Origin of the sequence: Clostridium sp. (assembly GCF_026168755.1) — a bacterium.
Lineage (GTDB): Bacteria > Bacillota > Clostridia > Clostridiales > Clostridiaceae > Clostridium.
Genome location: NZ_JAPFDR010000010.1, coordinates 13,827 through 36,638 on the forward strand (window position 1 = coordinate 13,827; position 22,812 = coordinate 36,638).

At 26.7% G+C, this 22,812-nt stretch carries 22 protein-coding genes and 5 pseudogenes; all 27 read right to left on the bottom strand.

The window, feature by feature from the left end:
- Positions 1-46: 46 nt before the first annotated feature.
- A complete protein-coding gene (locus Q0Y03_RS05685) occupies positions 47-1,063 on the bottom strand; it encodes an FUSC family protein (RefSeq protein WP_297712875.1) in 1,017 nt (338 codons plus the stop codon).
- Positions 1,064-1,304: 241 nt separating this feature from the next.
- A complete protein-coding gene (locus tag Q0Y03_RS05690) occupies positions 1,305-2,585 on the bottom strand; it encodes a Gfo/Idh/MocA family oxidoreductase (protein WP_297712876.1) in 1,281 nt (426 codons plus the stop codon).
- Between the two features lie 117 nt (positions 2,586-2,702).
- Complete coding sequence (locus tag Q0Y03_RS05695) at positions 2,703-3,530, bottom strand: carbohydrate ABC transporter permease (protein ID WP_297712877.1); 828 nt, start codon at positions 3,528-3,530, stop codon at positions 2,703-2,705.
- Positions 3,531-3,546: 16 nt separating this feature from the next.
- A complete protein-coding gene (locus tag Q0Y03_RS05700) occupies positions 3,547-4,419 on the bottom strand; it encodes a sugar ABC transporter permease (protein ID WP_294137168.1) in 873 nt (290 codons plus the stop codon).
- A 116-nt stretch (positions 4,420-4,535) separates the two neighbouring features.
- On the bottom strand, positions 4,536-5,786 hold the full coding sequence (locus Q0Y03_RS05705; RefSeq protein WP_297712878.1) for a sugar ABC transporter substrate-binding protein: 1,251 nt from the start codon (positions 5,784-5,786) through the stop codon (positions 4,536-4,538).
- Between the two features lie 504 nt (positions 5,787-6,290).
- Positions 6,291-6,623 (bottom strand): TSUP family transporter, encoded by a 333-nt coding sequence (locus tag Q0Y03_RS05710; protein WP_363318724.1) that lies wholly within the window; start codon positions 6,621-6,623, stop codon positions 6,291-6,293.
- Positions 6,624-6,694: 71 nt separating this feature from the next.
- Positions 6,695-7,309: a sugar O-acetyltransferase gene (locus tag Q0Y03_RS05715; protein ID WP_297712879.1), complete on the bottom strand. Its 615-nt coding sequence runs from the start codon at positions 7,307-7,309 to the stop codon at positions 6,695-6,697.
- 192 nt (positions 7,310-7,501) lie between these two features.
- A pseudogene (locus Q0Y03_RS05720) lies at positions 7,502-7,792 on the bottom strand (FAD-dependent oxidoreductase); the annotation flags it as partial.
- A gap of 59 nt (positions 7,793-7,851) precedes the next feature.
- Positions 7,852-9,450 carry a recombinase family protein gene (locus Q0Y03_RS05725; protein ID WP_297712880.1) on the bottom strand — a complete coding sequence of 533 codons (1,599 nt, stop codon included), beginning with the start codon at positions 9,448-9,450 and terminating at the stop codon, positions 7,852-7,854.
- A 20-nt stretch (positions 9,451-9,470) separates the two neighbouring features.
- Positions 9,471-9,626 carry a hypothetical protein gene (locus Q0Y03_RS05730; protein WP_297712882.1) on the bottom strand — a complete coding sequence of 52 codons (156 nt, stop codon included), beginning with the start codon at positions 9,624-9,626 and terminating at the stop codon, positions 9,471-9,473.
- A 154-nt stretch (positions 9,627-9,780) separates the two neighbouring features.
- A complete protein-coding gene (locus tag Q0Y03_RS15535) occupies positions 9,781-9,954 on the bottom strand; it encodes a hypothetical protein (RefSeq protein WP_363318720.1) in 174 nt (57 codons plus the stop codon).
- Positions 9,955-10,011: pseudogene (locus tag Q0Y03_RS15540) on the bottom strand (Fic family protein); the annotation flags it as partial.
- 9 nt (positions 10,012-10,020) lie between these two features.
- A complete protein-coding gene (locus Q0Y03_RS05735; RefSeq protein ID WP_363318721.1) occupies positions 10,021-10,488 on the bottom strand; it encodes a hypothetical protein in 468 nt (155 codons plus the stop codon).
- 86 nt (positions 10,489-10,574) lie between these two features.
- On the bottom strand, positions 10,575-12,134 hold the full coding sequence (locus Q0Y03_RS05740) for an AAA family ATPase (protein WP_297712883.1): 1,560 nt from the start codon (positions 12,132-12,134) through the stop codon (positions 10,575-10,577).
- 109 nt (positions 12,135-12,243) lie between these two features.
- On the bottom strand, positions 12,244-13,917 hold the full coding sequence (locus tag Q0Y03_RS05745; protein WP_297712884.1) for an AAA family ATPase: 1,674 nt from the start codon (positions 13,915-13,917) through the stop codon (positions 12,244-12,246).
- Between the two features lie 77 nt (positions 13,918-13,994).
- Positions 13,995-15,044, bottom strand: a complete 1,050-nt coding sequence (locus Q0Y03_RS05750) for a hypothetical protein (protein ID WP_297712885.1) — start codon at positions 15,042-15,044, stop codon at positions 13,995-13,997.
- A gap of 238 nt (positions 15,045-15,282) precedes the next feature.
- Positions 15,283-15,384: pseudogene (locus Q0Y03_RS05755) on the bottom strand (IS1595 family transposase); the annotation flags it as partial.
- A gap of 266 nt (positions 15,385-15,650) precedes the next feature.
- Positions 15,651-17,282 (bottom strand): DNA/RNA helicase domain-containing protein, encoded by a 1,632-nt coding sequence (locus Q0Y03_RS05760; protein ID WP_297712886.1) that lies wholly within the window; start codon positions 17,280-17,282, stop codon positions 15,651-15,653.
- Between the two features lie 18 nt (positions 17,283-17,300).
- Positions 17,301-17,615 carry a nucleotide pyrophosphohydrolase gene (locus Q0Y03_RS05765; RefSeq protein WP_297712888.1) on the bottom strand — a complete coding sequence of 105 codons (315 nt, stop codon included), beginning with the start codon at positions 17,613-17,615 and terminating at the stop codon, positions 17,301-17,303.
- 32 nt (positions 17,616-17,647) lie between these two features.
- Positions 17,648-17,788, bottom strand: a complete 141-nt coding sequence (locus Q0Y03_RS05770) for a hypothetical protein (RefSeq protein ID WP_297712889.1) — start codon at positions 17,786-17,788, stop codon at positions 17,648-17,650.
- A 199-nt stretch (positions 17,789-17,987) separates the two neighbouring features.
- A pseudogene (locus Q0Y03_RS05775) lies at positions 17,988-18,206 on the bottom strand (FAD-dependent oxidoreductase); the annotation flags it as partial.
- 21 nt (positions 18,207-18,227) lie between these two features.
- Positions 18,228-18,641 (bottom strand): annotated as a pseudogene (locus Q0Y03_RS05780) (IS1595 family transposase); the annotation flags it as partial.
- 33 nt (positions 18,642-18,674) lie between these two features.
- On the bottom strand, positions 18,675-19,076 hold the full coding sequence (locus Q0Y03_RS05785) for a hypothetical protein (RefSeq protein WP_297712890.1): 402 nt from the start codon (positions 19,074-19,076) through the stop codon (positions 18,675-18,677).
- Between the two features lie 62 nt (positions 19,077-19,138).
- Complete coding sequence (locus Q0Y03_RS05790) at positions 19,139-19,693, bottom strand: hypothetical protein (RefSeq protein ID WP_297712891.1); 555 nt, start codon at positions 19,691-19,693, stop codon at positions 19,139-19,141.
- 55 nt (positions 19,694-19,748) lie between these two features.
- On the bottom strand, positions 19,749-20,630 hold the full coding sequence (locus tag Q0Y03_RS05795; protein ID WP_297712893.1) for a site-specific DNA-methyltransferase: 882 nt from the start codon (positions 20,628-20,630) through the stop codon (positions 19,749-19,751).
- A 73-nt stretch (positions 20,631-20,703) separates the two neighbouring features.
- Positions 20,704-20,865 (bottom strand): hypothetical protein, encoded by a 162-nt coding sequence (locus Q0Y03_RS05800; RefSeq protein ID WP_297712895.1) that lies wholly within the window; start codon positions 20,863-20,865, stop codon positions 20,704-20,706.
- 125 nt (positions 20,866-20,990) lie between these two features.
- Complete coding sequence (locus Q0Y03_RS05805; protein WP_297712896.1) at positions 20,991-22,691, bottom strand: AAA family ATPase; 1,701 nt, start codon at positions 22,689-22,691, stop codon at positions 20,991-20,993.
- Positions 22,692-22,812: the final 121 nt, after the last annotated feature.

A 22,812-nucleotide genomic window follows, 5' to 3' on the forward strand; every position in this document is an offset into this window, starting at 1 on the left:
TTTAAAATTTCATACTAAACACAAAAATAGAAACAAGCTCCTAATTTTATATAAGCTTGTCTTCACATTCTAATTTTTTATTAAATATTAATTTATCTGCAAAAAGAGCTAATATAATTCCTATACCTATATAACCTACTCTTTCTACAGCCGTTGTGATAGTTCCATTAGTTAATGAAACAGAAGCAACTACCGACATAGTTACACATATAATTTTATCTCTATAGTTAGTTGTATACGTGTCTAAATAACCACCTAACAATACTATGAGTCCTCTTATAGCATTATCTTTAATAACTACAAATAATAACATTATTATAATTATACCTATAACAGTACCTTGTAAACGTTGTTTTGATCTTACTCTACAATGTTCTGAATATAATTCTGTTAATGAAAATATCGTATATACTATCCAACGTCCTTGAGCTAAATTAAAGAAATCTACTAGGAACACTGCTATAGTAGTAAGTAAAGCTATTCTAATTGCATAAGCTCCTCTTACATGATGAATATTAAATTTATTAAATATTATTATATATTCATTTTCTTCTTTATTTTCATTATTTATAGTATTTTCAACCTCACTATCTTCAACCTTCTTATTATTTTTACTACCTCTATAAATTACAAGTTGAACTAGCATTATTAAAATAGCACCAGTTGCTAGTCCTACTAATCTTTTTGTAAAATCACTACCTGCTACAGGAGTATATAACATAAATAAATATTGCAAACCAAAAGGCACAACCATTACTTTATTTAGTTTAGGTGTCAAATAATATCCAATTAATAATAGAATACTAAAATTTAGTACTAAACCTAAATACATATTATTAGTTGCTATATTAGAAAAAACTCCAGAAATTAAATTCATAAAAAGTAACTTCATTAAATTACTAGATAAGTTTTTAGTTAAATCCTCTTGCATTAATACTAATATAGATATTATTATAGTAACCCCAACTAGGCTATTATTTGATCCAAATATAACTTCAAACCCCTTAACAAACAATAAAATCACTAAAAATATTATAGTGTTAGATATAACCTTCTTTTTCATAAAACCCCTCTTTCTTTTATTTTTCTAAATATTTAACTGTAAACAACGAACAATATTATCATAAAAAATTAATAAAAACAACTATTAAATTATTGTTAACAATATTAAAAGACTATCGCCTTTTTGGTGTTTTTTTACATTCAAGCTAATATTATCAGAATTTCTTCCTACAATATATAAAAACCTCAAGGTTTCTATAAAAGCTCCTTGAGGTTTTATTTAATCTATTCTAAACAAATTTTCATTCTTTTAATCTAAGTTCATTTTTAAATTTTTCTATTTCTATTCTTCTTTTCTCTACTCTAGATTTTTCACATGCATAAGACATAATATGAGATTGTATTGACTGTTCAACACAAGTTCTTACTTCCTTTGTAGTACCACTAACTAACCTAACAAAATCATCCATAAGTCCAATATCTCCTCCATTATGTCCTCCAATAATTCTCTCTGGTTTAATTACATAGGTGCATGTTTCTGCATTTTCATCAATCATATGCTTTCTAATAATTATTTCATTTGTTAATCCACTTGCATAAATTGAACCCTTCGTTCCAAAAAGGCTTATTTCTCTAAATTGATTATTAGTAAATGCTGTTACTGTAAAAGTTCCCCTAACGCCATTTTTAAACTCTAATACCGAAACTTGATTGTCACAAACATCATTGTCATCTACTTTCCATACACATGTTCCATAACTTGTTGTATCTAAAATCGCCTTTACATTATCATAAGTAGGATTTGCACATAACGTATTGATTGGCCATACATCATTACATCTATCTAAGTATATCTTCTTTGCTGAAAATATACACTCCTCTTTAAACTTACAATCTAAACATTTCTTTGAGCTTCCTTCTGGGGCATTATTCTTATTAAAATAACTTAAATCACCACTTGAATAAACTGCTGTACATTCATCATCTACAAGCCAAGTAATAATATCCATATCATGACAGGTTTTTGCTAATATAAGTGGTGATGTTTCACTAGCATTTCTCCAATTACCTCTTACAAAGCTATGAGCCATATGATAATGTCCAATATTCTCTCTATGATCAAAGCCTACCAAATCACCAATAACCTTTTCTTCTACTAACTGCTTAATCTTTTCAAAAAATTTTGTATATCTTAAAACATGACAAACCATTAAATTAACTCCATTTTCCTTAGCACAGACTTCTAAATCCATGCATTCTTTTGCATCTGGTGTCATAGGCTTTTCAAGCAATACATCATACCCTAAATTAAGTGCTTTAATTGTAGTATTATAATGTTGTTTATCTTGATGTGAAACTATAACAGCATCACACACTTTTCCTAATTCATAAAATCCATCTTCATTTTCAAAACACATTTCTTTTGGAATATTATGCTCCTTTGCTAATGCGATTCTTTTATCATAATCCGGTTCTACAACTGCAACATATCTTATTTTATCTTGATTATCTAATATATACTTTCCATAAGCATGTCTTCCTCTAGACCCTGCTCCAATCACTGCTACCTTAATATAACTCATAATAACACTCCCTTATTTTTCATATTAATAATTTTACTTTTTAATTACTTATTATATTTTCTTATAATTTTCTTTAATCTAAAACTTAATTTATAATTTAAACAAATATTTTATTATCTATTTAATTGCAACTCCTATACCTGTATTTTGGAATTTTTTCTGCACTAAAATATATACTATAATCATTGGTAGTACAACCATAGTTGCTGCAGCCATCATAGTAGGTATATCTGAACTATGTTGACCTTCCATAAATGCCATTGAAACCGGAAGTGTTAATTTTTTAATATCTGAATTAACAATTAATGGCCAAATTAAATCATTCCATGCTGAAATAGCTGTTTGAACTCCAAGAACCATAATTCCTGGTGATACCATTGGAGACGCAATCTTATAAAAAATTCTAATTGGACTAGCTCCATCAACCCTTGCTGATTCTAATAATTCATTAGGAACAGCTGAATAAAACTGCTTCATCATAAATATTCCATATGCAGTAAATAAATTTGGAATAATTATTGCTTTAAGAGAGTTTAACCACCCAAATGCATTCATAGTTAAGTATTGTGGAAGTGAAAACATTTGTCCTGGAACCATCATAATTGCCATAATACCTGCAAAAATTACCTTTTTACCTGGAAAGTGCAATTTAGCGAAAGCATATCCTGCAGTTGTACAAGTTATTAAAGTTCCTACTACACGACAACTTGCTGTAATAATACTATTTAAATATAACTTTAAAAATGGTAAAGTATTAAATACACTTTTATACCCATCTAATCCAGGTGATTTAGCTATAAGTGTTAGAGGAGATGATATAGCTTCTTCATAAGTCATAAAAGAAGTACTTACCATTTGAAAAAATGGCCAAAGTATTATAATTGATAAAATAATTAAAAAAATATAAACATATATGTTTTTTTTAACTTTATTTTTTATTTTCATATCATATCCACCCTTTCTAATAGTGTACGTATTTCTTTTCAAATATTTTTTGTACTAAAGTTACAAGCATAATAATAAAGAATATTACAACTGCTATGGCTGCTCCCATTCCCTTATTTGTTTGTACAAAAGCTACTTCAAAAAATTCTACTACAATAGTTCTAGTAGAATCCAATCCTGCATTTTTACCTATCATAATATATATTAAATCAAATAACTGGAACATACTAATAAAACCTGTTACACTTAAGAAAAATATTGTTGGTGAAATACTTGGTATTGTTATTTTGCAAAACTTCTTAAAACTTCCTGCCCCATCTATATCTGCTGCTTCATAAATTGAATAATCTATATTTTGAAGAGCTGCTAATAAAATAATAATTTGAGTGCCAATAACTGACCAAATTAAAATACATACTATAACTATCCAAGAATATTTTGCATTGCTTAACCATTCTACTGCTTCTAAATTAAAAAATTTGAGTATTTCATTAATTATTCCATAGTTATAATTAAATATGTATTTAAATACTACTGCTATAGCTGCTGGCATTGTAACTATTGGTAAATAAAATATTACTCTAAAAATTCCCTTTCCCCTAACAGTTGGTGAGTTTAACATATTTGCAATAATCAAAGAAATCATAATTGATATAGGTAATGCAAATATAGTTATTCTAAATGTATTAATTATAGAATCATATATCTCTTTGTTTTGTAATATAATCTTAAAATTATCCAATCCTATAAAAGTCTTTTCACCAAATCCAATCCACTCATGTAAACTCAAGAAAAAACTTTGTAATATTGGCCAAACTGCAAATATTAATAACCCTATAACTGCTGGTGCTATAAAAATATATCCCCACATAGCTTCTTGTTTTTTCACCTATTTCACTCCATTTCTAAACTTAATCATAAATACTAATGTTTTAAATAAAGGCTAGTCCAACTTAAATTAAATAAACAATATTATTTATTGTATGAACCGCCTTCATTTAGCTTCTATTTTAATATTTTATTAGCTTCATCGGCTAACATTTTAACTGTTTCTTCTGGCGTAAGATCTCCATTTAGCATTTTTGTAATTATTTCAACTTCTTTACTATCCCATCCTGTTTTTCCTGATTTAAAATAACCAACACCCCTACTAGCACTTTCTACTGTATCTTTAAGACCAGTAAGATTACTATTAGCCTTATATAGTGTATCTGCAAAGCCATTCTTAGCAGGCATAACACATGATTTTTCTGCTAAAATTTTATTAGCCTCATCACTTGCCATAAATTCAATAAATTTCTTAGCTTCTTCAGGATATTTAGTGTTTTCAGCTACTGCTGTTCCAACGCCATGAATTACAGAGCTAATATCATTTTTCCCACTAGTTGGAAGTGGAGCAACATCTATATCCTCTTTATTAGATAATTGTGATACCTCTGCTGTAGTCCATACACCTGAGTAAAACATACCTATTTTTTTATTTGCTACTGAAGTTATATTATCAATTCCCTCTAATTTAGTTGGTTTTATACTTAATCCATCTTGAACTAAATTATTATAAAAACTCATAGCTTCTAACGCTTCTGAAGAATCCCATCCACTTGTGCCATCCTCATTTACAATTTCTCCACCTGCTTGAATAACTAAATTCCAATAACCTGCTTGATTATCTGTATGAGGAATTAAAATAGGGATTATATTTGGATCATTTTCTTTTAATTTTTTAGCTACTTCTATCATTTCATCATATGTTTTAGGTGCTTCTAACCCTAACTCATTAAATAATTTCTTATTATAAAACATTCCAATGGCATCAAAATCCCTAGGTAATGCATATATTTTATTATCAACTGTATAAATTTCTGTAACTGCCTGATTAAATTCATTTAAATCAATATTACACTCTGATAAATCCATTAATTTTCCACCTTCTTGATATTTCAAAAAATTTGGAGCATTAATTGTGAAAATATCTGGTAAATTATTTGCTTGAGCAGCAGTATCTAAAGTTGTAAAATAATTTTTATAAGGTGTAACTTCTATAACAACGTTAATATCAGGATTCTCTTCATTAAATTTAGTTACAATTTCTTCAAATCCTGGTTTTTGCTCTAAGTCCCATATAGCAAAACGAAGTTGTTTTTTACCACTTTCTCCTTGTGAATTGTTTTTAGAATCAGTATTTGTTGAGCATGATACTATGCTTAAACTTAAACATAGTATAGAAGCTAAAGTAAGTATTTTTTTAAGTTTCATATTAAGTATTCCCCCCTAAAACATATAATTTATACAAAAGCTTTTTGTAATCGTTTAAAATTTATATTCTTATTTTCTACTACACACTTTTGAATATTTTGCTAATTAGAATATATTTAAGTTTATTTTTGTTTTTGCTATATACTGGAATTATATTCTTTTTCTTTTTATTATATTCTCTTTACTTTAAATATTTTGTAAAATTTCACAAAAAGGTGCTATATCAATTGTATGTTTCTTTCTGCTTAATAAGCATAAAATAAAAAGAAATCCCAATTGATTATTTTCAACTAAGATTTCTTAAATAAAAAAACATTTAAATTAGTTAACTTATATTTAAATAAGTTCTTTTCTCATACCATATACTTTTATAATTTTCTCTTATTAAATTCATCATACAACTTAGAGTTTACTCTAAGTCAATACTAAAATCTTTTATGTAGCTATTTAATTCACTCATATGAATCATCCCTTTAATATATTTATCTAAATGCCCCTAATACATTATATATATTTAATAATACAAGAGATAAAATTACCATAATTAACAGCTGCTTCCTTAGCATTCATAGAGAAAAATAAAGTTAATACACAAACATTAACAGTCCCACCCCCAATACTTAAAAATGAAGATATTGTTCCTAATCCCATACCTATAATAATACATAATAAGCTATTTTCTATTTTAAACTGCTTCATATTATTTTTATTATTCATATATATAAACACAGCTATAAGCAGTATTGCTAAAATTATATTTTGATATATAATTACTTTTGCATCATTTAAATATAGATTGCTTCTATCCCCTTTTAATAAGAGAAAAAGAAGGGCTATCCCTTCCTTTTCCTCTTATATTACTCTATTTAAATTTTCTATTAATAAATTTATCTCATAAATAAAAACTTTTAGTCTAAAAGTTCTTTGGAAATCATACGATTTTTGAAGTAATATTTTTTATCATGTTCATTAACTTCACGAAGCACTTTACACGGATTTCCTACAGCAACTACATTAGAAGGAATATCCTTTGTTACAATACTTCCTGCTCCAATTACAACATTATCTCCTATTGTAATCCCTGGCAAAATAATTGCACCAGCTCCAATCCAACAATTCTTCCCTATAGTAATAGGCGCATTATATTGATAAGCCTCTTTTCTAAGCTCTGGCAATATTGGATGTCCTGCTGTAGCTACAGTTACATTTGGGCCAAACATAGTATAATCTCCTACATAAATATGTGTATCATCTACTAATGTGAGATTAAAATTTGCATAAATATTCTTTCCAAAGTGAACATGCTTACCACCAAAATTTGCATGAAATGGAGGTTCAATATAACATCCTTCACCAATTTCAGCAAACATTTCTTTTAACATAGCTTCTCGCTTTTCTAGTTCTGTAGGGCGTGTCATATTAAAATCATATAGTCGATTTAAATATCCCAATTGCTCTTTCATTAATTCTTCATTTCCTGGCAAATATAATTCTGTATTATGCATTTTTTCTTTTATACCCATTTTCTCTCTCCCTAATATGTTTTAAAAAAATTTTTTTATACTATTAATTTAACATTATTTTTTATGTAAATCTATAACATAATAATATTATTTTTCATAATTTTATAATAATAGTATATAGGTTTAATCATTTATTTCTCTTCATTAAAAAGAGACTTAGAATTACTACTAAGCCCCTATTATCTTTATACTTTATACTAATTTTTGCTCAAATATATTATCTAAATTAACCTTTTTAATTCTATCATTAATTTCCTCTTTATCAGTAGTATAAAGACCTAACTCTTGCATTCTCTTAAAATAGCTAGCACCAGCAAAAGTATATCTATCCTTTCTACCTTCCCTAGTTTCAACTTTTTCATTAGCAAAAGAAATTAAATCGCCTATTGCTATAGAAGAAGGTAAAATTAATAGTGGCATTCCCAGCATTAACCTTACAGCATTATGACCGGCTAAGCTACCTGTACATATAGCTTCAGTATGATGACTAAACTGCGAAATTTTTAGTCCACTCTGCACATTTTATGACATCTCTAACATTTTTATATTTTATTAGAGTATGTAATACTTATTGTATTACATTCACTACCCCAAATAATTTCTTGAAAAATATTCCTTAAAACTTTCTTTTTATCTTCATGATTCAAAAGATCGAATGTGCTTTGAAAATTATTTATTTTATTTCTTATACTTTCAATATCTATTTCTTCATTTATGATAGTAGCATTTTTTTGTATTACACTATTTAATGATTCTTCTAATTCTTTAATTTGAAAATTAATATCCCTAATTATTTGCTGATATTCTAAAATTATTTCTTTATCTAGATTAGAATCTAAAGTTTGTAATTGTAAAAACATATTTCCCTTTTTATTCTTTAGTTGTTGAATAGTATTGTTTATTTCATCTACTTCAGTATTATTATTTATTAAGCTATCATTTTTCAATATCTTATCCAACTCTTCTATTACTTTAGAAGAATCATATCCAACTACCTCTTCAACAATCCTTTTATCTACAATTGCTCCATTTAGATTTTTCATATTACAAATTGTATTACTGCTATCTATTTTCATACTGCAAGCGTAATAATAAGGCCTTGTCCCATCTTTTAATTGACGAGCCTTAACTACATTCATTACAGATCCACACTTACAACGTAATATACCACTTAAAAGTGCAACATTAGAATTACCTCTATTAGGTTTGTTATGTCTATTCTTAGATATTAACTCTTGTACCTTTATCCAATTTTCAGCTGGTATTACACCATCATGCTTTGATGTTGCAGCAAGCTTTGGGTTATTTCTTGTTTTATCATTAGTCCTTTTGCAATAAGTTAAAATACCTTTTCCCTCTTCTTGTTTAGTTACAATGTAGCCTTGTTCTTCTAAAAACTCTGCAATATCCTCATTGCACATTGCATAAGTTGGATTAACAAGAACACTCATAATTGAACTTTTATTAATATATCCACCCTTTTTGCCTCTAACCTTATTTTTAAGGAGATATTTATGAACCTTACTTACTGATTCAAATTCTAAATAAAGATTAAACATCTGTATTACTTTATCTATTTCTTCCTCATTAATAACTAATGAACTATAATACCTAGTCTTACCATGTCCATCTATAAAAGATTCTCTTACATGATTAAATCCCAAAGGAGCTTGACCTCCAAGCCACCTACCATCTCTAGCTAAAAGGTACATATTATCTGTAATACGTTGTATTAAATCATCTCTTTCAAACTGAGATATACTAGCCAAAATAGTTAAAAACATAGTTCCCATTGGACTACTAGTATCTATTTTTTCTGTAACACTGTGTAATGCACATTTATATTCTTTAAAAATATCAATTGTCTCTAAAATATCTTTAACTTTTCTTCCAAGACGATTAAGTTGATAAACTATAACTGCATCTAACTCTTTTAGCTTAATCATATGAATCATATTTTTAAATGCTGGTCTATCTGTATTTTTACCACTATAACCTTCATCTTCAAAGATTTTTATTTCTATATTTTTTTCTTCCATAAATATAAAGTTTATATAATCTTTACATCTATCGATCTGATTACCAATAGAGTCTCCCTTTCCTGTAAATTTTGACTTTCTCGAATATATAGCAATTTTCATTTTTGTATTACTCCTTCTAACTAATGTTTATATTCTTCGTCATTAAATTTTTCAATCAACAATCTACAAACTTCAACTCCATATACATTAATTAATGCTCTTGCTATTGACTTATAGGCCTCTTCCCCTATTGATTCCTTATTTTCTTTAAGTATTATAATATTGCCTTTTTTCAAAACAATTTTTACTCCACAACTAAATTATTATTATTATATTGTATTTAAATTATTATTGAAATGTTACAACTTAAATAAAAATGCAGAGTTAGATTTTTACTATCTTACTCTGCATTTTATGGTTTTATAAATATATTATAATCTATTAACTTCTCTACTTCCAAAGATTAGAATACTCATTTTTAAAATCATCTAATGATAATATATATTTTTCTAAAGGTGAAAAGTCTAAATCATTACATTCATTAAGTGATTTTCTATATAAATCTTCAGTATCCCATGATATAATTTTCACTTCTAAATTTTGTTCTAACATTTGTTTTAACATTATAAACCTTCCTATTCTTCCATTACCATCTTGGAATGGGTGAATAAGTTCAAATCTATAATGAAATTAAGCTACATCTTTTAAAGTAATTTTATTTAATGAATAATACCATTCTAAAAGTTCATCTAGTTTACTTTCAACTTCAAATGGTTGAGCTATCTTTGCATTTGTTCCTATAATCATATTGGGAATAACTTTATAAATTCCTGCATATCCTTTTGCATGCATACTAGTATTAAACATTAAACTTGCATGTATATTTTTAAGAAATTTATGATCTATCTTTTCTCCTAATGTTTCTATAATTGTATCAAAAACATAACTTGAATTAACCGTTTCTTGTACATCATCTAAAGTATGCTTACCTTCAACAACATTTTTATCTAATAATAAAGCTAATGCTTCTGTTGTAAATGTACTTCCTGCAATTTTATTTGAATTATATAAAAAGTTATGTTTTAAAACAGCATATAATGAATTTTTAAAATCCTTAGTTTCATTTAACACATCTATAAAAGTTTTTTCGTTAACCATCCTATATCTTATACCCTTAACTTTCTTCTTATCCTTTATTATAACCTAAATAAATAAACTATTAAACATTGAAACTAATTCATGTACTACATTTCTTGTATTATACAATCATGCTCTTTAGTTTTTGTGTTATAACAAATAGCAACTGCTAATATTTTTTTATCTGAATATTCCTTTTTAAACTTAGAAACATATTCTTTCTCTAAAATTTGATTTATCGCAACTTCAGGTAATGTATCTTTTTTAAGTTCAACTATAAAAGGTATATCATTCTTTCTTCTTGGATGAAATGTAAAATCTGCATAGCCCTTACCTGTTTTCTCTTCTCTTTCAACTCTATAGGTGTCTCTAGCGGAAAGGTATGCTAAAGTAAGAACACATGACAAACTATTTTCATCATTATATTGAAGTATCGGTATTTCAGAGTTATGAATATCATGCAGTATATTTTCAACAGTTTTTGTATCACCCTTAACTGTTGCTTTAAGCATTTTTTTAGAGTTTTCAACTATTTCTGAAACATATCCAAATGATTCATCTTTTAAGGCCTTTTGGAACTCTTTCATTAATTCTTTGTTAGGAATTTTTAAATATCCATTGTTATAAGATAAAAATCCTAGAATTATCATTGCTGAATATATTTCTTCCTTTGTTTTAGGTTCATCTTGACCTGCTCTAAACTCTTCATCTATATAGATATCAATTTCTTCTCTAGAAACCATTTCTATAACATCATCACGAATTTCTAAGGTATTGTACTTTAAATATTGTGTTACTTCATCCATTGCACCAGTATTTGTCCAATAACTTTCACAATTATTATTCATAAGTGCTTTAACAACAGACCTTGGATTATACACTTTAATTCCACTTGCTGTTGTATAGCCATTATACCAACTTTCGAGTTCTCCAAAATCCATTTTTTTATTTTTTAAACACAGCTCTTTAACTTCTTCTTCTGTAAAACCAAAGAACTCACCAAAGCTTCTATCTCTTAAAAATGTATATTCATCAAACATATTCAGTGCACTACCACTTGAATATTTCTTTATTGGAAGTACCCCTGTCATATAGCAAAGAGCTACATAATTTTGATCTTTTAAAAGGTTTCTTAAAAACTCTAAAAAGTCATTTTGATGCTCAGCAAATAAATTATTACAAAAAATATAATCCCATTCATCAAAGATAAATATAAATTTCTTTTCTGATTTTTGTAAAATTCTTTTTAAGCTATCAGTTTCATTTAAATTATCATTATTAACTAATTCTATTATTTCTCGCTTTAATTCTATAATTATGTTATTTATATAATCTTGATATGTTTGCATATTATCACATATCTCATTAAAAGAAATAGCTATTACATTGTATTTATTTAAATTTTCTTCGTAACTATCTGATTTACTAACTTTAAGGTTATCGAAGATTTCTTTGGCATCTACAGCATTTCCATAATAAGCTCCTAGCATATCTGCAACAGATGACTTTCCAAACCTTCTTGGTCTAGTAATACAAAGGTATTTGCTTTTTGTAGAAATCCTTTTATTAACCATGTCTATTATTTCTGATTTATCAACAAAATACTCTTCTAAAAATAATTCTTTAAAATTTTCAAAGGGTCTAATGCTATTTAAATATATTGCCACGACTTCACCACCTTATACATAGATTATTAACGTAACTATTAATTAATTATAACATCTATTTTGATAACGAGGAATAGTTAGTAGTAGCTGTTTCTTGTGGTTGTTTAACCTAAGACACTTTAATCATACAATCTTTTTTATAAAAAGTAATTCCATACTTAACTATATTAGTATATCCTTCTTCTAATAATTCTGCATCATACTGTTTTTCTTCTATTTGATTTAAAGCCTCATCACATTTATCTGACATTTCTTTAAAGTTTTTTGCCACTTTAAGCTCTAAAATAACAGCTTCTCCTCGTCTGTTAGGATATTTAATAATAATATCACTTCTACCTTTTCCTGTTTCTCTGTTTGATTTAATTATATATCTCTTAAGGTTAACTAAAGTTCCTAGTAAGAATCCATGATAAAAGTTTTCATATGCATCATAAAAACTTATACTTTCAGTTAAAAGCTCCACTAATTCATTCTCAAAAGTTAAAGTATCTCCACCTAACATAGCTTCATACATTTTAGATAAATCCTTAGATTTTATTCCTTCATCAAACCAATTTAAAATTGTATTTTTATAAATTAATCTTATTTCTTCATTTGGAATAGCTAAAGTAATAAGTATTTCATTATCTTCATTCATCCTTACACTTACTTTCTTTAAGTATCCTGTAAAAAACAAGAAATTCCATAAATTATCCATAGATGAGTCAATATCTGCATATATTATATCTTCATGAATAACCTTTTCTATTGTTTTACCTGCTACAAGTTCTTCAATTTGTGCCTTTGTATCATCATCTGCTTTTTCTATTAATGATTTTACAATACTATTAGAGCTTGTATTGGCCCAATATGATATTGGTAGTGCATTAATAGTTCCTGTTAAATCATATATAAATTTATCAACACTCCATGGATTATAAACATTACATTCACCAAAAAGATATCCATTGTACCATTTCTTTATAATATCTTCTTTATCTTCAAATCCATAATATTTAAGCATATCAATTACTTCATTTTCTGTAAAACCAAAATACTCATCATAGTGAGTGTTCAATATAGAAATAATATTTAAGTTATTTAATCCAGTAAAAATACTTTCTTTAGATATTCTCAAGCATCCTGTCATAATTGCAAACTCTAAATATTCATTTGTCTTTAATGCAGATTCAAAAAGTGATCTTAAAAAATCTATCATTTCATTGTAAAATCCTTTAAAATATGAGTTTTCTATTGGAACATCATATTCATCTATTAAAATAATAACCTTTTTATTATGGTACTTCTCAAGGCATCTTGATAAAAACTTTAATGCTGTTACCATATTACCTTTATTATCTTTTTTATTAATAATATTTAAATAATCTTCTTTTTCATAATGAAGCTTTTCTGAATTTAATACGTAATCATGTCTTTTAAACTCTTCAATAATCTCATTTACAAGACAATCATATGCTAATTCGTAATTAGGTTGCTTGGCTGATTTTAAAGAAAGATTTATAACAGGATATTGTCCCATATGTGATTTGTACTTTTCACCTTCATTCATTATTTTAAGTTTATTGAATAAATATGAATTATCATCCTTACCATTTTCAAAGAAGTATTGTATCATGCTAATATTTAAAGTCTTACCAAATCTTCTTGGCCTAGTAAATAAATTAACTTTTGCCTTACTATCTAGAATATCCTTTATTAGTAATGTTTTATCTACATAATAATAATTATTTAATCTTATATCCTTAAAATTATCTACACCTATTGGTAATGGTTTTAAATTCATATTTTCACTTCCTTTTATCTGTTTTTAAGCTATCTATTATTATATCCTAATTGTAAATTTTATTAAACCCACTATTTTTAATAAAGCATTGAGTATTTTTGCTTATATCTCAGCCATATATCTCCATTATCAACAAACTTTCCTATGGCATTATTCCTAGTTAAAAAGTATGGCAAGTGCCACTGAAAGTCATAAAAATAATCGCTATTATAAACATTGGCGTAATTATCAATTGCTTTTTTAATTTCATCAAAGCTATATTTAGCCATAGCCTTATTTATACTGTCTATAATCTTAATATTTAAACTAACAACTTTACCTATTCTCTTACTATTCCAATGATTAATTATATTTATATATATTTTATTATTTATATATATTTTATTATTTATATTATTATATATATTATTACGTGAAGTAGATACATTATCGTATCTACCTTGGTAATCACTAGATACATCAGTGTACCTACTTTCTTCATAACTAGATACATCAATGTACCTACCCTGTGTATTACCAGTTACATCAGCGTATCTATCTTCTTCATTTGTAGATACATCAGTGTATCCACTTTCTTCATAACTAGATACACCAGTGTAACTATTCTGTGCATTACTAGGTACATCATCGTATCTATCTTCTTCCATTATAGATACATCAGTATACCTACTTTCTTTATAACTAGGTACAGCAGTGTAACTATCCTGTACATTACTAGGCACATCAGCGTATCTACCTTCTTCCCTTGTAGATACATCAGTGTACCCACTTTCTTCATACCTAGATACATCAGTGTAACTATCCTGTGAATTACTAGGTACATCAGCGTATCTACTTTCTTCAGAATTATTAAATAATAAATAATCCTTTATTATCACATATATATTTTTCTTTCCATCTTTCTTTTCAATTCTTATATAATTCTTAGCTTGCAATGTTCTTAAAACACTATAAATAGACTTCTTATTCTTAATACAAAAATAATCTAATAAAGACTGTAATCCTACAGAAATAACATTACTATCTTCAAAATCAAATGCCTTTAATGCAATAAGCATATCTCTTTCTCTTCTGTTAATTTCTTTATCTAACATAAGCTTATTTAATATATCTAAATTATTCCCCATAACTTAACCCCACCTTTCTATACCACATAGAGATATAGTTTTTTTCTAACCTCATTTGGTATATTTCATAATTCATATCACCGATTCTATTTAATAATTAAATTTTACCATTGAAATGTTAAGGAAATATAAATTTAAAAATTTTTTTTGTTAAATTCTTAAAATAAAGGCTCTGTTAGACTAAATTATTGATATACAACTCAAATCTATTATCTGTATTTACATATATTATTACAAACTTACCTCTTTTTCGAGAAGGTCTTGGCATTTTAAACCTACTCTTTTTATAATTCTCCTTGAAAGACTCAGAAACGAATGTTTCGTCCATTTCTACTATACCCTAATTTATAATGAATTAATTTAAGATATTTAAAAGCTGAAAGCTAGATATAATCTAACTTTCAGCCCTCAAAATTTTTATACTTTCATATGCATTAAAAACAGAATATAGAAAACCAACCCTTTAACTCTAATTTTAAAGTTTAACTTCTTAATAGATTAAAATTATTAACCTTAATATAATAGATTTAACAATAAGCTAATTATCATTTATATACTTTAACTAAATTATCCATTCAACTTATAATTAATATAAACAAATTATAATCAATAAACTTTCTCTTTTATAATTTCCTTCTCTATAATATTCTTCTCCAATCCCTCAATATCTGAAACAAACGTCTTTATATATCTTTTAAAATAATTTCTCAACTCTTCATCACAAATATAAATATATGTACCTCTAATTCCTCTAGTTAATATTGTCTTGTAAATATTAATAATATACTTTTTTAATTCATTCTCATCTGTTACTGTTTTTTTACCATTTTTATCGTAATATTTTTCTTTAACTATCTGTATTTTATTATCTCTATATACTATTTCATTTCCTAAAATAACACCTGCATAATTTATATCATATCCTTGTGTGGTATGAATACAGCCTACTTCTTTTATTGCATTCTGTGAATTAATCCAATCTTTAGGCTCAGAATTCCATTTAAATTTACTTTCTCCTATAACTATATCATATTCATCAGGATTTTTTTTACTCTTCCATTCCCAAGCATATCCTGCAATCATACGACAAAGACCATATTCTTTATCTTTATCTATTATTTTTCTATGCATTTCATCTAAATTGTCAAATATGTATAATTCATATTCTCCAAAACTTCTAAATTCATCTTGATTTTCATTAATTATATTTTCAATATAATTAATATAATCTTCTCCTGCTAAAACTCTCATTTGAGACGTAATTTTATGTTTTTCAAATGGTATTTCTTCAAATTTTTCTGGTCTTACATCTGATGGTTTTATTGATTGATTTTTATCATAACATAAAATCATATGCTTACTAGAAAGCCTTATCCAATCAAGTTGATCATTATTTTTATCAAGACCAAGCTTTCTATTACAATCATCAAAAGACTTCACATTAGTTATATTTACTCTTCTGTTTAACCTATGTGCTTCGTCTACAATCAATATATCATAATCTTTACCAATAACATCAGAAGGTCCTAATACCATACTTGCTTTTAAATTTTTAACATTTCTAAATACTTTTTTTAATGTTGTTCTTAATGATGTCATTGGAACTACTAGTCCAACTTTTAAATTTTTACTTTCTTCTTTTTCGATTAAATACTTTAATAAATAAATAGCAACTATAGTTTTTCCTGTACCTGGCTCTCCTTGAATGAGATGATTGCTTTTTTTATTATTAATAATACTATCAACTATTGATTCTACAACTTCAAGTTGCTCAGATGTTAATGACTTATATGGTGAATATTTAAATAAATTACTATTTCTAATTTCAAATAATCCTCTTACGACAATTTCTTTTTCTTTTAATTCACTCCAAATAATATCAAATTTCTTAATATATTTGTCCTTTTCATAATAATTATGTTTTCTTAATCCACCATTACCATTTTGCAATAAGTATTTACCATCAGCAGCCATATGCTCAATTAATAAAGATTCTAGCTCTAAAGTTGCTGATTTATTAAAATCATCATCTGCAACAATATCAATAGTATCTAATTTAATTCTATCCTTATTTTTTAAATGTTCTAAACTTCTATTATAAACTCTACTTGATTCTCCTACATAAGCTTCTTTATTATTTCTTATTATATAAACAACAGGCCAATTTACTCCATATTTATATCTTTTAATATTATCTAAAAATTCTTCTTTATAAGCGAAAGTTTTTACTAATCCCATATTAACCCCTCATTTAATTTATAGCTCAGTATATTTTTTACTTGATCCCTTAGCCTTTTCAACAGGATACTTTTTCTCATTTTTATCCATTTTATTATTTATTATTTCCTCTATATTTACTCCCAAAGAATTTGCCATATGTATACAATAAATAATTACATCTGCTAACTCATTACATACTTCCTCTTTATCAAAATTATTATCCCATAAAAAATGCTCTAATAACTCTGAAGCTTCTATACTTATCGCTTTAGCTAAATTTTCAGGTTTATGAAACTGTCCCCAATCCCTATCATCTCTAAATTTTTTTATTCTATCTATTGTCTTATCCATCATATATCTCCCTTAACTATTTTAATAATCTCCTATATATATTTAATTATCATATCAATTTCAGCATTATAAAACTCAGACTTTTCTTCTGTATTCTTAAAACAACTTTTATCCATCATAATACCATAAAAATTTCTCCATTTTGAAAGAGTATATTCAGCTCTCTTTTTCATCCTAATCCATTGCTTTATAATAAATTATAGTGAATCAATTCTAATAGTATTATAAATATAATTTCTAAATAATACAATAATATATAAATGCAATCTATTAAATAATAAATTATTAAATCTATATGAGTTAAATAAATTTTAATCATAAAAAATATATTTATTAGCTATAATATGATTTTCTTCGCACTTTAGAATATCATGCTTCAGTATGACCAACAAATAACCCTGCTTTTTCACCTGCACATAAAAGATTATCTACTCCAATAACCTTCATATCATTAGCCCTTGGTGCCACAGATAAATATCTTATAGAATTACCCTTACTTCCTGCATAAGGATCAACATACTTAGCATATTCAAGACCTGGGATCTTTCTAAGCTTTTCAAGTGGATAATAAGTTGTCATAAGCTTTGCATGTGCAGTGTGTACAAAAGTGCAACCTTTGCAACAATATTTGCCCCAATACGTTTAAATTTCCACCTCTATCAATTACTGTTGCTATACAAATCTGCTCATTACTTATACCACGTTTCTTAACTTGCTTACCTCTTTCTCGAGCAGCTCTCGGCATTTTAAACCCACTCTTTTTATGATTACACTTGAAAGACTCAGTAACGAATGTTTCGTCCATCTCTACTATGCCATCTACATCACCAACACCCATAAATGCTCTTATACAATCAAGAACTTTATGTTGCAAGAACGACACACATAACGTTGCTTACCTTTAAACTTTCCATTCTTCACTACAGAAGTAGATTAGCAATAAGGACAACATTGACCCTTGCTAAATCTTGATTCTCTAAACTCTTCATTAAGAGTTACATTAGATATACCCATTTCCCCTATAAACATATTAAAAGGACCTACATACGTAAGTCCTAATTATATATACCTTAATTCATTGAAAAACTTTTTTCTTACTAAATCTGACTCCACTCTGTTATCCCTCATTGATAATATCCCTATAAGTTTTTGAGTTGTAATATGTGCAAGCTTTAAGTTGATAGGTAAAAGTGATATCATATCCATATTAGCCATATTTCTTATGCTAATGTAGTCTTCTTCTTTTTCAGACACAATTATATTTATTACATTACTAGCATAGCTTGAGGCCAAACTCACAGATATCAATCTTACCATAGCATCTAACCAATCTTCTTTAAATTCTACTTCAATGGCTACGGTCAATTCCCCTGTATTATCTCCTATCCATACTACATCAACATAATCTATTTTCTCAAAAGACTTTTCTGATTTTAAATTTGATAGATCAAGATCTTGCATAGTGGCTATACAAACTGTATTTAAATTAACCCCATATATTTCTTTATTTTTATCATTTTGAGCTAATTTAGATTTATATCCAAAATAAACACTAATGCTCCTATTTGAGATTGAATAGCTAGATGATTTTTATCAAACAAATAATACTTCCTCATAACTATAGAATTAATATCAGCCTCATTCAAAATTATTTTAATTTCACCAGTATATTTTTTACCGATTGTAATTTCATTCTCATCTTTAAAATATCCTTTAATTTTATTAGTAGAGGACTTAATAGTTTCAAAATACCCCTTTGATACTATCCATTTCATTTCTTCTATCTTTTCAAACAAATCATTAGTATACAGATAAATTACTTTGTCTCCAACAAGCTTAGAGATAATGTACTTGCTATCACCCTCTGTTCTTTTTTCTAGCTTATTTAATGCAAAATCTGTAAAATTACTTTTACCACAAGCCCTTACGTAATCATATGGCTGAACTATTCCGTATTTTTTTATGATCTTAGTTGCCTCTATATGATCAGCTTCTTTTAATTCTTTTTTTATCTGTTTAGTTTCAATATAATCATTAATTTTAAAACTATCCAAAATTTTAATATAATTGTCTTCCACGTTAAGCACTCCTTAAACTTACAATTATATTTTAGTTTGGATAGTTTCTTAATTTTTATTCATTTTTCTCTGATAAACTGTTCATTCTATAAATTAAATCATCATATATGTTGGCAACTAATTCACACCCAATAACATTTAATCCTTGTTCTAATCCTGCAATCAAGGTTGTCCCACTTCCTGCAAAAGGATCTAATATAGTATATCCCACTTTTGATGACATACTTAAACAAAACTTAGGTATGTCTATTGGAAATTTTGCTGGATGTGTTATATTACTTTTTTCTGTTCTTCCATAACATCCAACATAACTATACAAATAGTTAGGAGTTATTTTGGAGTCTATATAATTTTCTTCTTGGCAATATTTACATTTGAAGTGTGTTTTAACCTTCAATTGTTCAGTATTTATTTTATTCTTCTTTCCTTTTGTAAACGCTAGAATATACTCCCATCCATTTGCTAAATAATATGCCTTATGTTTTCCTGCCGGTTGTGGATTTTTCTTTATCCATATTAAGGTATCCCAATGAATAAATCCTATCTTTTTTGCTATCTCTATAAAATTACTGCTAAAATCAATTACTTCAAAATTTTCACGAGTATTAGCTATATTAATAAACATAAACCTATTATCCCTTAATACCCCATAACACAGTTGTAAAACCTCTTCTATATCTTTTATATATTTATCTTTATCTTTTGTATTACCTATCTCTCCCTTTATCGGATTACCTTGACTAGCATAAACCCATTTAGCAATATTTCCATCTATCTTTGGTTTTCCTGCATATGACCTTCTATTAAAAAATGGTGGACTGGTCATAATAGTGTCTACAAATTCATTATTATTAATCATTTCTTGTAATACATCTTTACAATCTCCTAAATAAACTTTCCAATTTAATTCACCAATTACTCCTTGTTCAAGCTTCATTAATATACCCTATCTATACTTGCTATACCTTACCAATATATTAACTGCTTGTCCTATCTATTCTTAAATATTTTTATTGAGATTTTATTGGCTCATCAGGAACTTCTGTAAACCAAATACTAACTATTGAAGCATCATATCCAGTTCCATCTTCATCAATTATAAATCTATAATTACTATTAAATTCTCTATCATTAAGCTTTCCTGATATAATAGCACTTGCCCTAGCAATCACTAAACACGCCTGTATACTTCTAAAAGAATAACTACTAAACTTTCCTAAATATGGATTACTAAAGTTGCTATTAAATCAAAAAAGAGTTAATGCTTAATACCAAAACATTAACTCTAAAACTATTTTTAATCTTTTATTTTTATTAGACAATCCTTTTTATAAAAGGCTATCCCATATTTGAAAATATTCTTATAACCTTCACTTCTAAGCTCCATCTCATATTTCCTATCTTCTATTTGCTCTATAGCTTCATCTGCTTTTTTTTCTAAATCATCAATATAATTTGCTATTTTAAACTCTATTACTATAGCAATTCCCCTTCTTGAAACTGACTTAATAAATAAATCACTTCTTCCGGTTCCACCTTCTCTATTAGATTTAACTATATATCCTTTCATATTAGAAAGAACTCCTGCTAAAAATCCATGATAGAAATTTTCATATGCATCGTTAAAGCTTATTGTATCTAAAAGTAAATTGTTTAATTCTACTTCAAAAAGCTCTGGTTCTTTATTTACTATAGCATTAAACATTTTTGTCATATCATAAAGTTTTATCTGTTCATTAAACCATTTAAGTATCTTAGTTCTAAAGATATACTTTACTTCTAAGTTTGGTATTGCTAGCTCTACAAAGTTTTCTTGGGTATTCTCATCCATTCTTTCACTTATCTTTTTGAAATATCCTGTAAAGAACATAAAGTTCCATAAGTTATCTAAATTATCATAAACATCTTCGTAGGTTATATCTTCATGTACTGGCTTTTCTATAGTTTTTCCTTCTATTAAAGCCTCTATTTCTCCTTTTGTTATGTCATCTGCTCTTTCTATAAGACTTTTTACTATACTGTTTGAGCTAGTATTTGCCCAATATGATTTAGGTAATCTATTTATATTAGCCTTTAAGTCATCAACATATTGCATTACACTCCAAGGATTATATACATTTGTTTCTCCAAATATATATCCATTGAACCACTGCTTTATAGTTTCATACTTTTGTTGCATATTATAATCATCACAAATTTTTACAACCTCTTCATCTGTAAATCCAAAATGCTCTGCATATCTATCATCTAAAATTGATATGATTTTCAAGTTATTTAATCCAGTAAAAATACTTTCTTTTGAAATACGTAAGCAACCTGTAATTACTGAAAACTCTAATGATGGATTTGTTTTTAATGCTGATTCAAATAGTGATCTTATAAAGCTTATCATTTCATTATAAAATCCCTCAAAAAATGCATTTTCTAAAGGTACATCATATTCATCTATTAAAATGATTACTTTTTCATTGTGATATTTATTTAAGCAATTACTTAAAAATTTTAGTGCTGTAATATATAATGACATATCCTTATCATTATTTACAATTTTCATAAAATGTTCTTTCTCAGCTTTTAATACATCACTTTCTATTATATATTTATGTCTTTTAAATTCATTTGAAATTTCTTCTCTGATGCATTGAAATGCTAAATCCAAACTTCTTTGCTTTGCTGATTTAAGTGAAAGATTAATTACAGGATACTTACCTATATACTTAGTATATTTTTCACTTTCTCCCTTAATATTTAATCCTTCAAAAAGATAAGAGTTATCTATTTTCTCTCCAGTAAATTCATCTCTTCTATCTTCAAAATAATATTGAAGCATACTCATGTTTAATGTTTTACCAAACCTTCTTGGTCTAGTAAATAGATTTACTGCAGCTTTATTATCTAATAAATCCTTTATAAGAAGAGTTTTATCTACAAAATAATATCCCCTTGTTATTAACATTTCAAAATTATCTATTCCTATTGGAAGTGGTTTTTGCTCCATTTTGCCTTACCTCCACTTTCTTTCTTATCTCTTATTATATCCTAATTTTTATGTTGATTAAACAATAAGTTGAAATTATTTGGACTGTTATTTAAACTGTAATCCAATGGAATAGCGAGTA

What these genes read in the sequence shown, in the direction of transcription:
- Q0Y03_RS05705 (WP_297712878.1), bottom strand. Translation starts at nt 5,786, where the DNA reads ATGAAACTTAAAAAAATACTTACTTTAGCTTCTATACTATGTTTAAGT.
- Q0Y03_RS05765 (WP_297712888.1), bottom strand. Translation starts at nt 17,615, where the DNA reads ATGGATAAGACAATAGATAGAATAAAAAAATTTAGAGATGATAGGGAT.
- Q0Y03_RS15535 (WP_363318720.1), bottom strand. Translation starts at nt 9,954, where the DNA reads ATGTTAAAACAAATGTTAGAACAAAATTTAGAAGTGAAAATTATATCA.
- Q0Y03_RS05745 (WP_297712884.1), bottom strand. Translation starts at nt 13,917, where the DNA reads ATGAATTTAAAACCATTACCAATAGGTGTAGATAATTTTAAGGATATA.
- Q0Y03_RS05770 (WP_297712889.1), bottom strand. Translation starts at nt 17,788, where the DNA reads ATGAAAAAGAGAGCTGAATATACTCTTTCAAAATGGAGAAATTTTTAT.
- Q0Y03_RS05805 (WP_297712896.1), bottom strand. Translation starts at nt 22,691, where the DNA reads ATGGAGCAAAAACCACTTCCAATAGGAATAGATAATTTTGAAATGTTA.
- Q0Y03_RS05695 (WP_297712877.1), bottom strand. Translation starts at nt 3,530, where the DNA reads ATGAAAATAAAAAATAAAGTTAAAAAAAACATATATGTTTATATTTTT.
- Q0Y03_RS05715 (WP_297712879.1), bottom strand. Translation starts at nt 7,309, where the DNA reads ATGGGTATAAAAGAAAAAATGCATAATACAGAATTATATTTGCCAGGA.
- Q0Y03_RS05760 (WP_297712886.1), bottom strand. Translation starts at nt 17,282, where the DNA reads ATGGGATTAGTAAAAACTTTCGCTTATAAAGAAGAATTTTTAGATAAT.
- Q0Y03_RS05735 (WP_363318721.1), bottom strand. Translation starts at nt 10,488, where the DNA reads ATGGTTAACGAAAAAACTTTTATAGATGTGTTAAATGAAACTAAGGAT.
- Q0Y03_RS05750 (WP_297712885.1), bottom strand. Translation starts at nt 15,044, where the DNA reads ATGGGGAATAATTTAGATATATTAAATAAGCTTATGTTAGATAAAGAA.
- Q0Y03_RS05785 (WP_297712890.1), bottom strand. Translation starts at nt 19,076, where the DNA reads ATGCAAGATCTTGATCTATCAAATTTAAAATCAGAAAAGTCTTTTGAG.
- Q0Y03_RS05685 (WP_297712875.1), bottom strand. Translation starts at nt 1,063, where the DNA reads ATGAAAAAGAAGGTTATATCTAACACTATAATATTTTTAGTGATTTTA.
- Q0Y03_RS05690 (WP_297712876.1), bottom strand. Translation starts at nt 2,585, where the DNA reads ATGAGTTATATTAAGGTAGCAGTGATTGGAGCAGGGTCTAGAGGAAGA.
- Q0Y03_RS05795 (WP_297712893.1), bottom strand. Translation starts at nt 20,630, where the DNA reads ATGAAGCTTGAACAAGGAGTAATTGGTGAATTAAATTGGAAAGTTTAT.
- Q0Y03_RS05725 (WP_297712880.1), bottom strand. Translation starts at nt 9,450, where the DNA reads ATGAAAATTGCTATATATTCGAGAAAGTCAAAATTTACAGGAAAGGGA.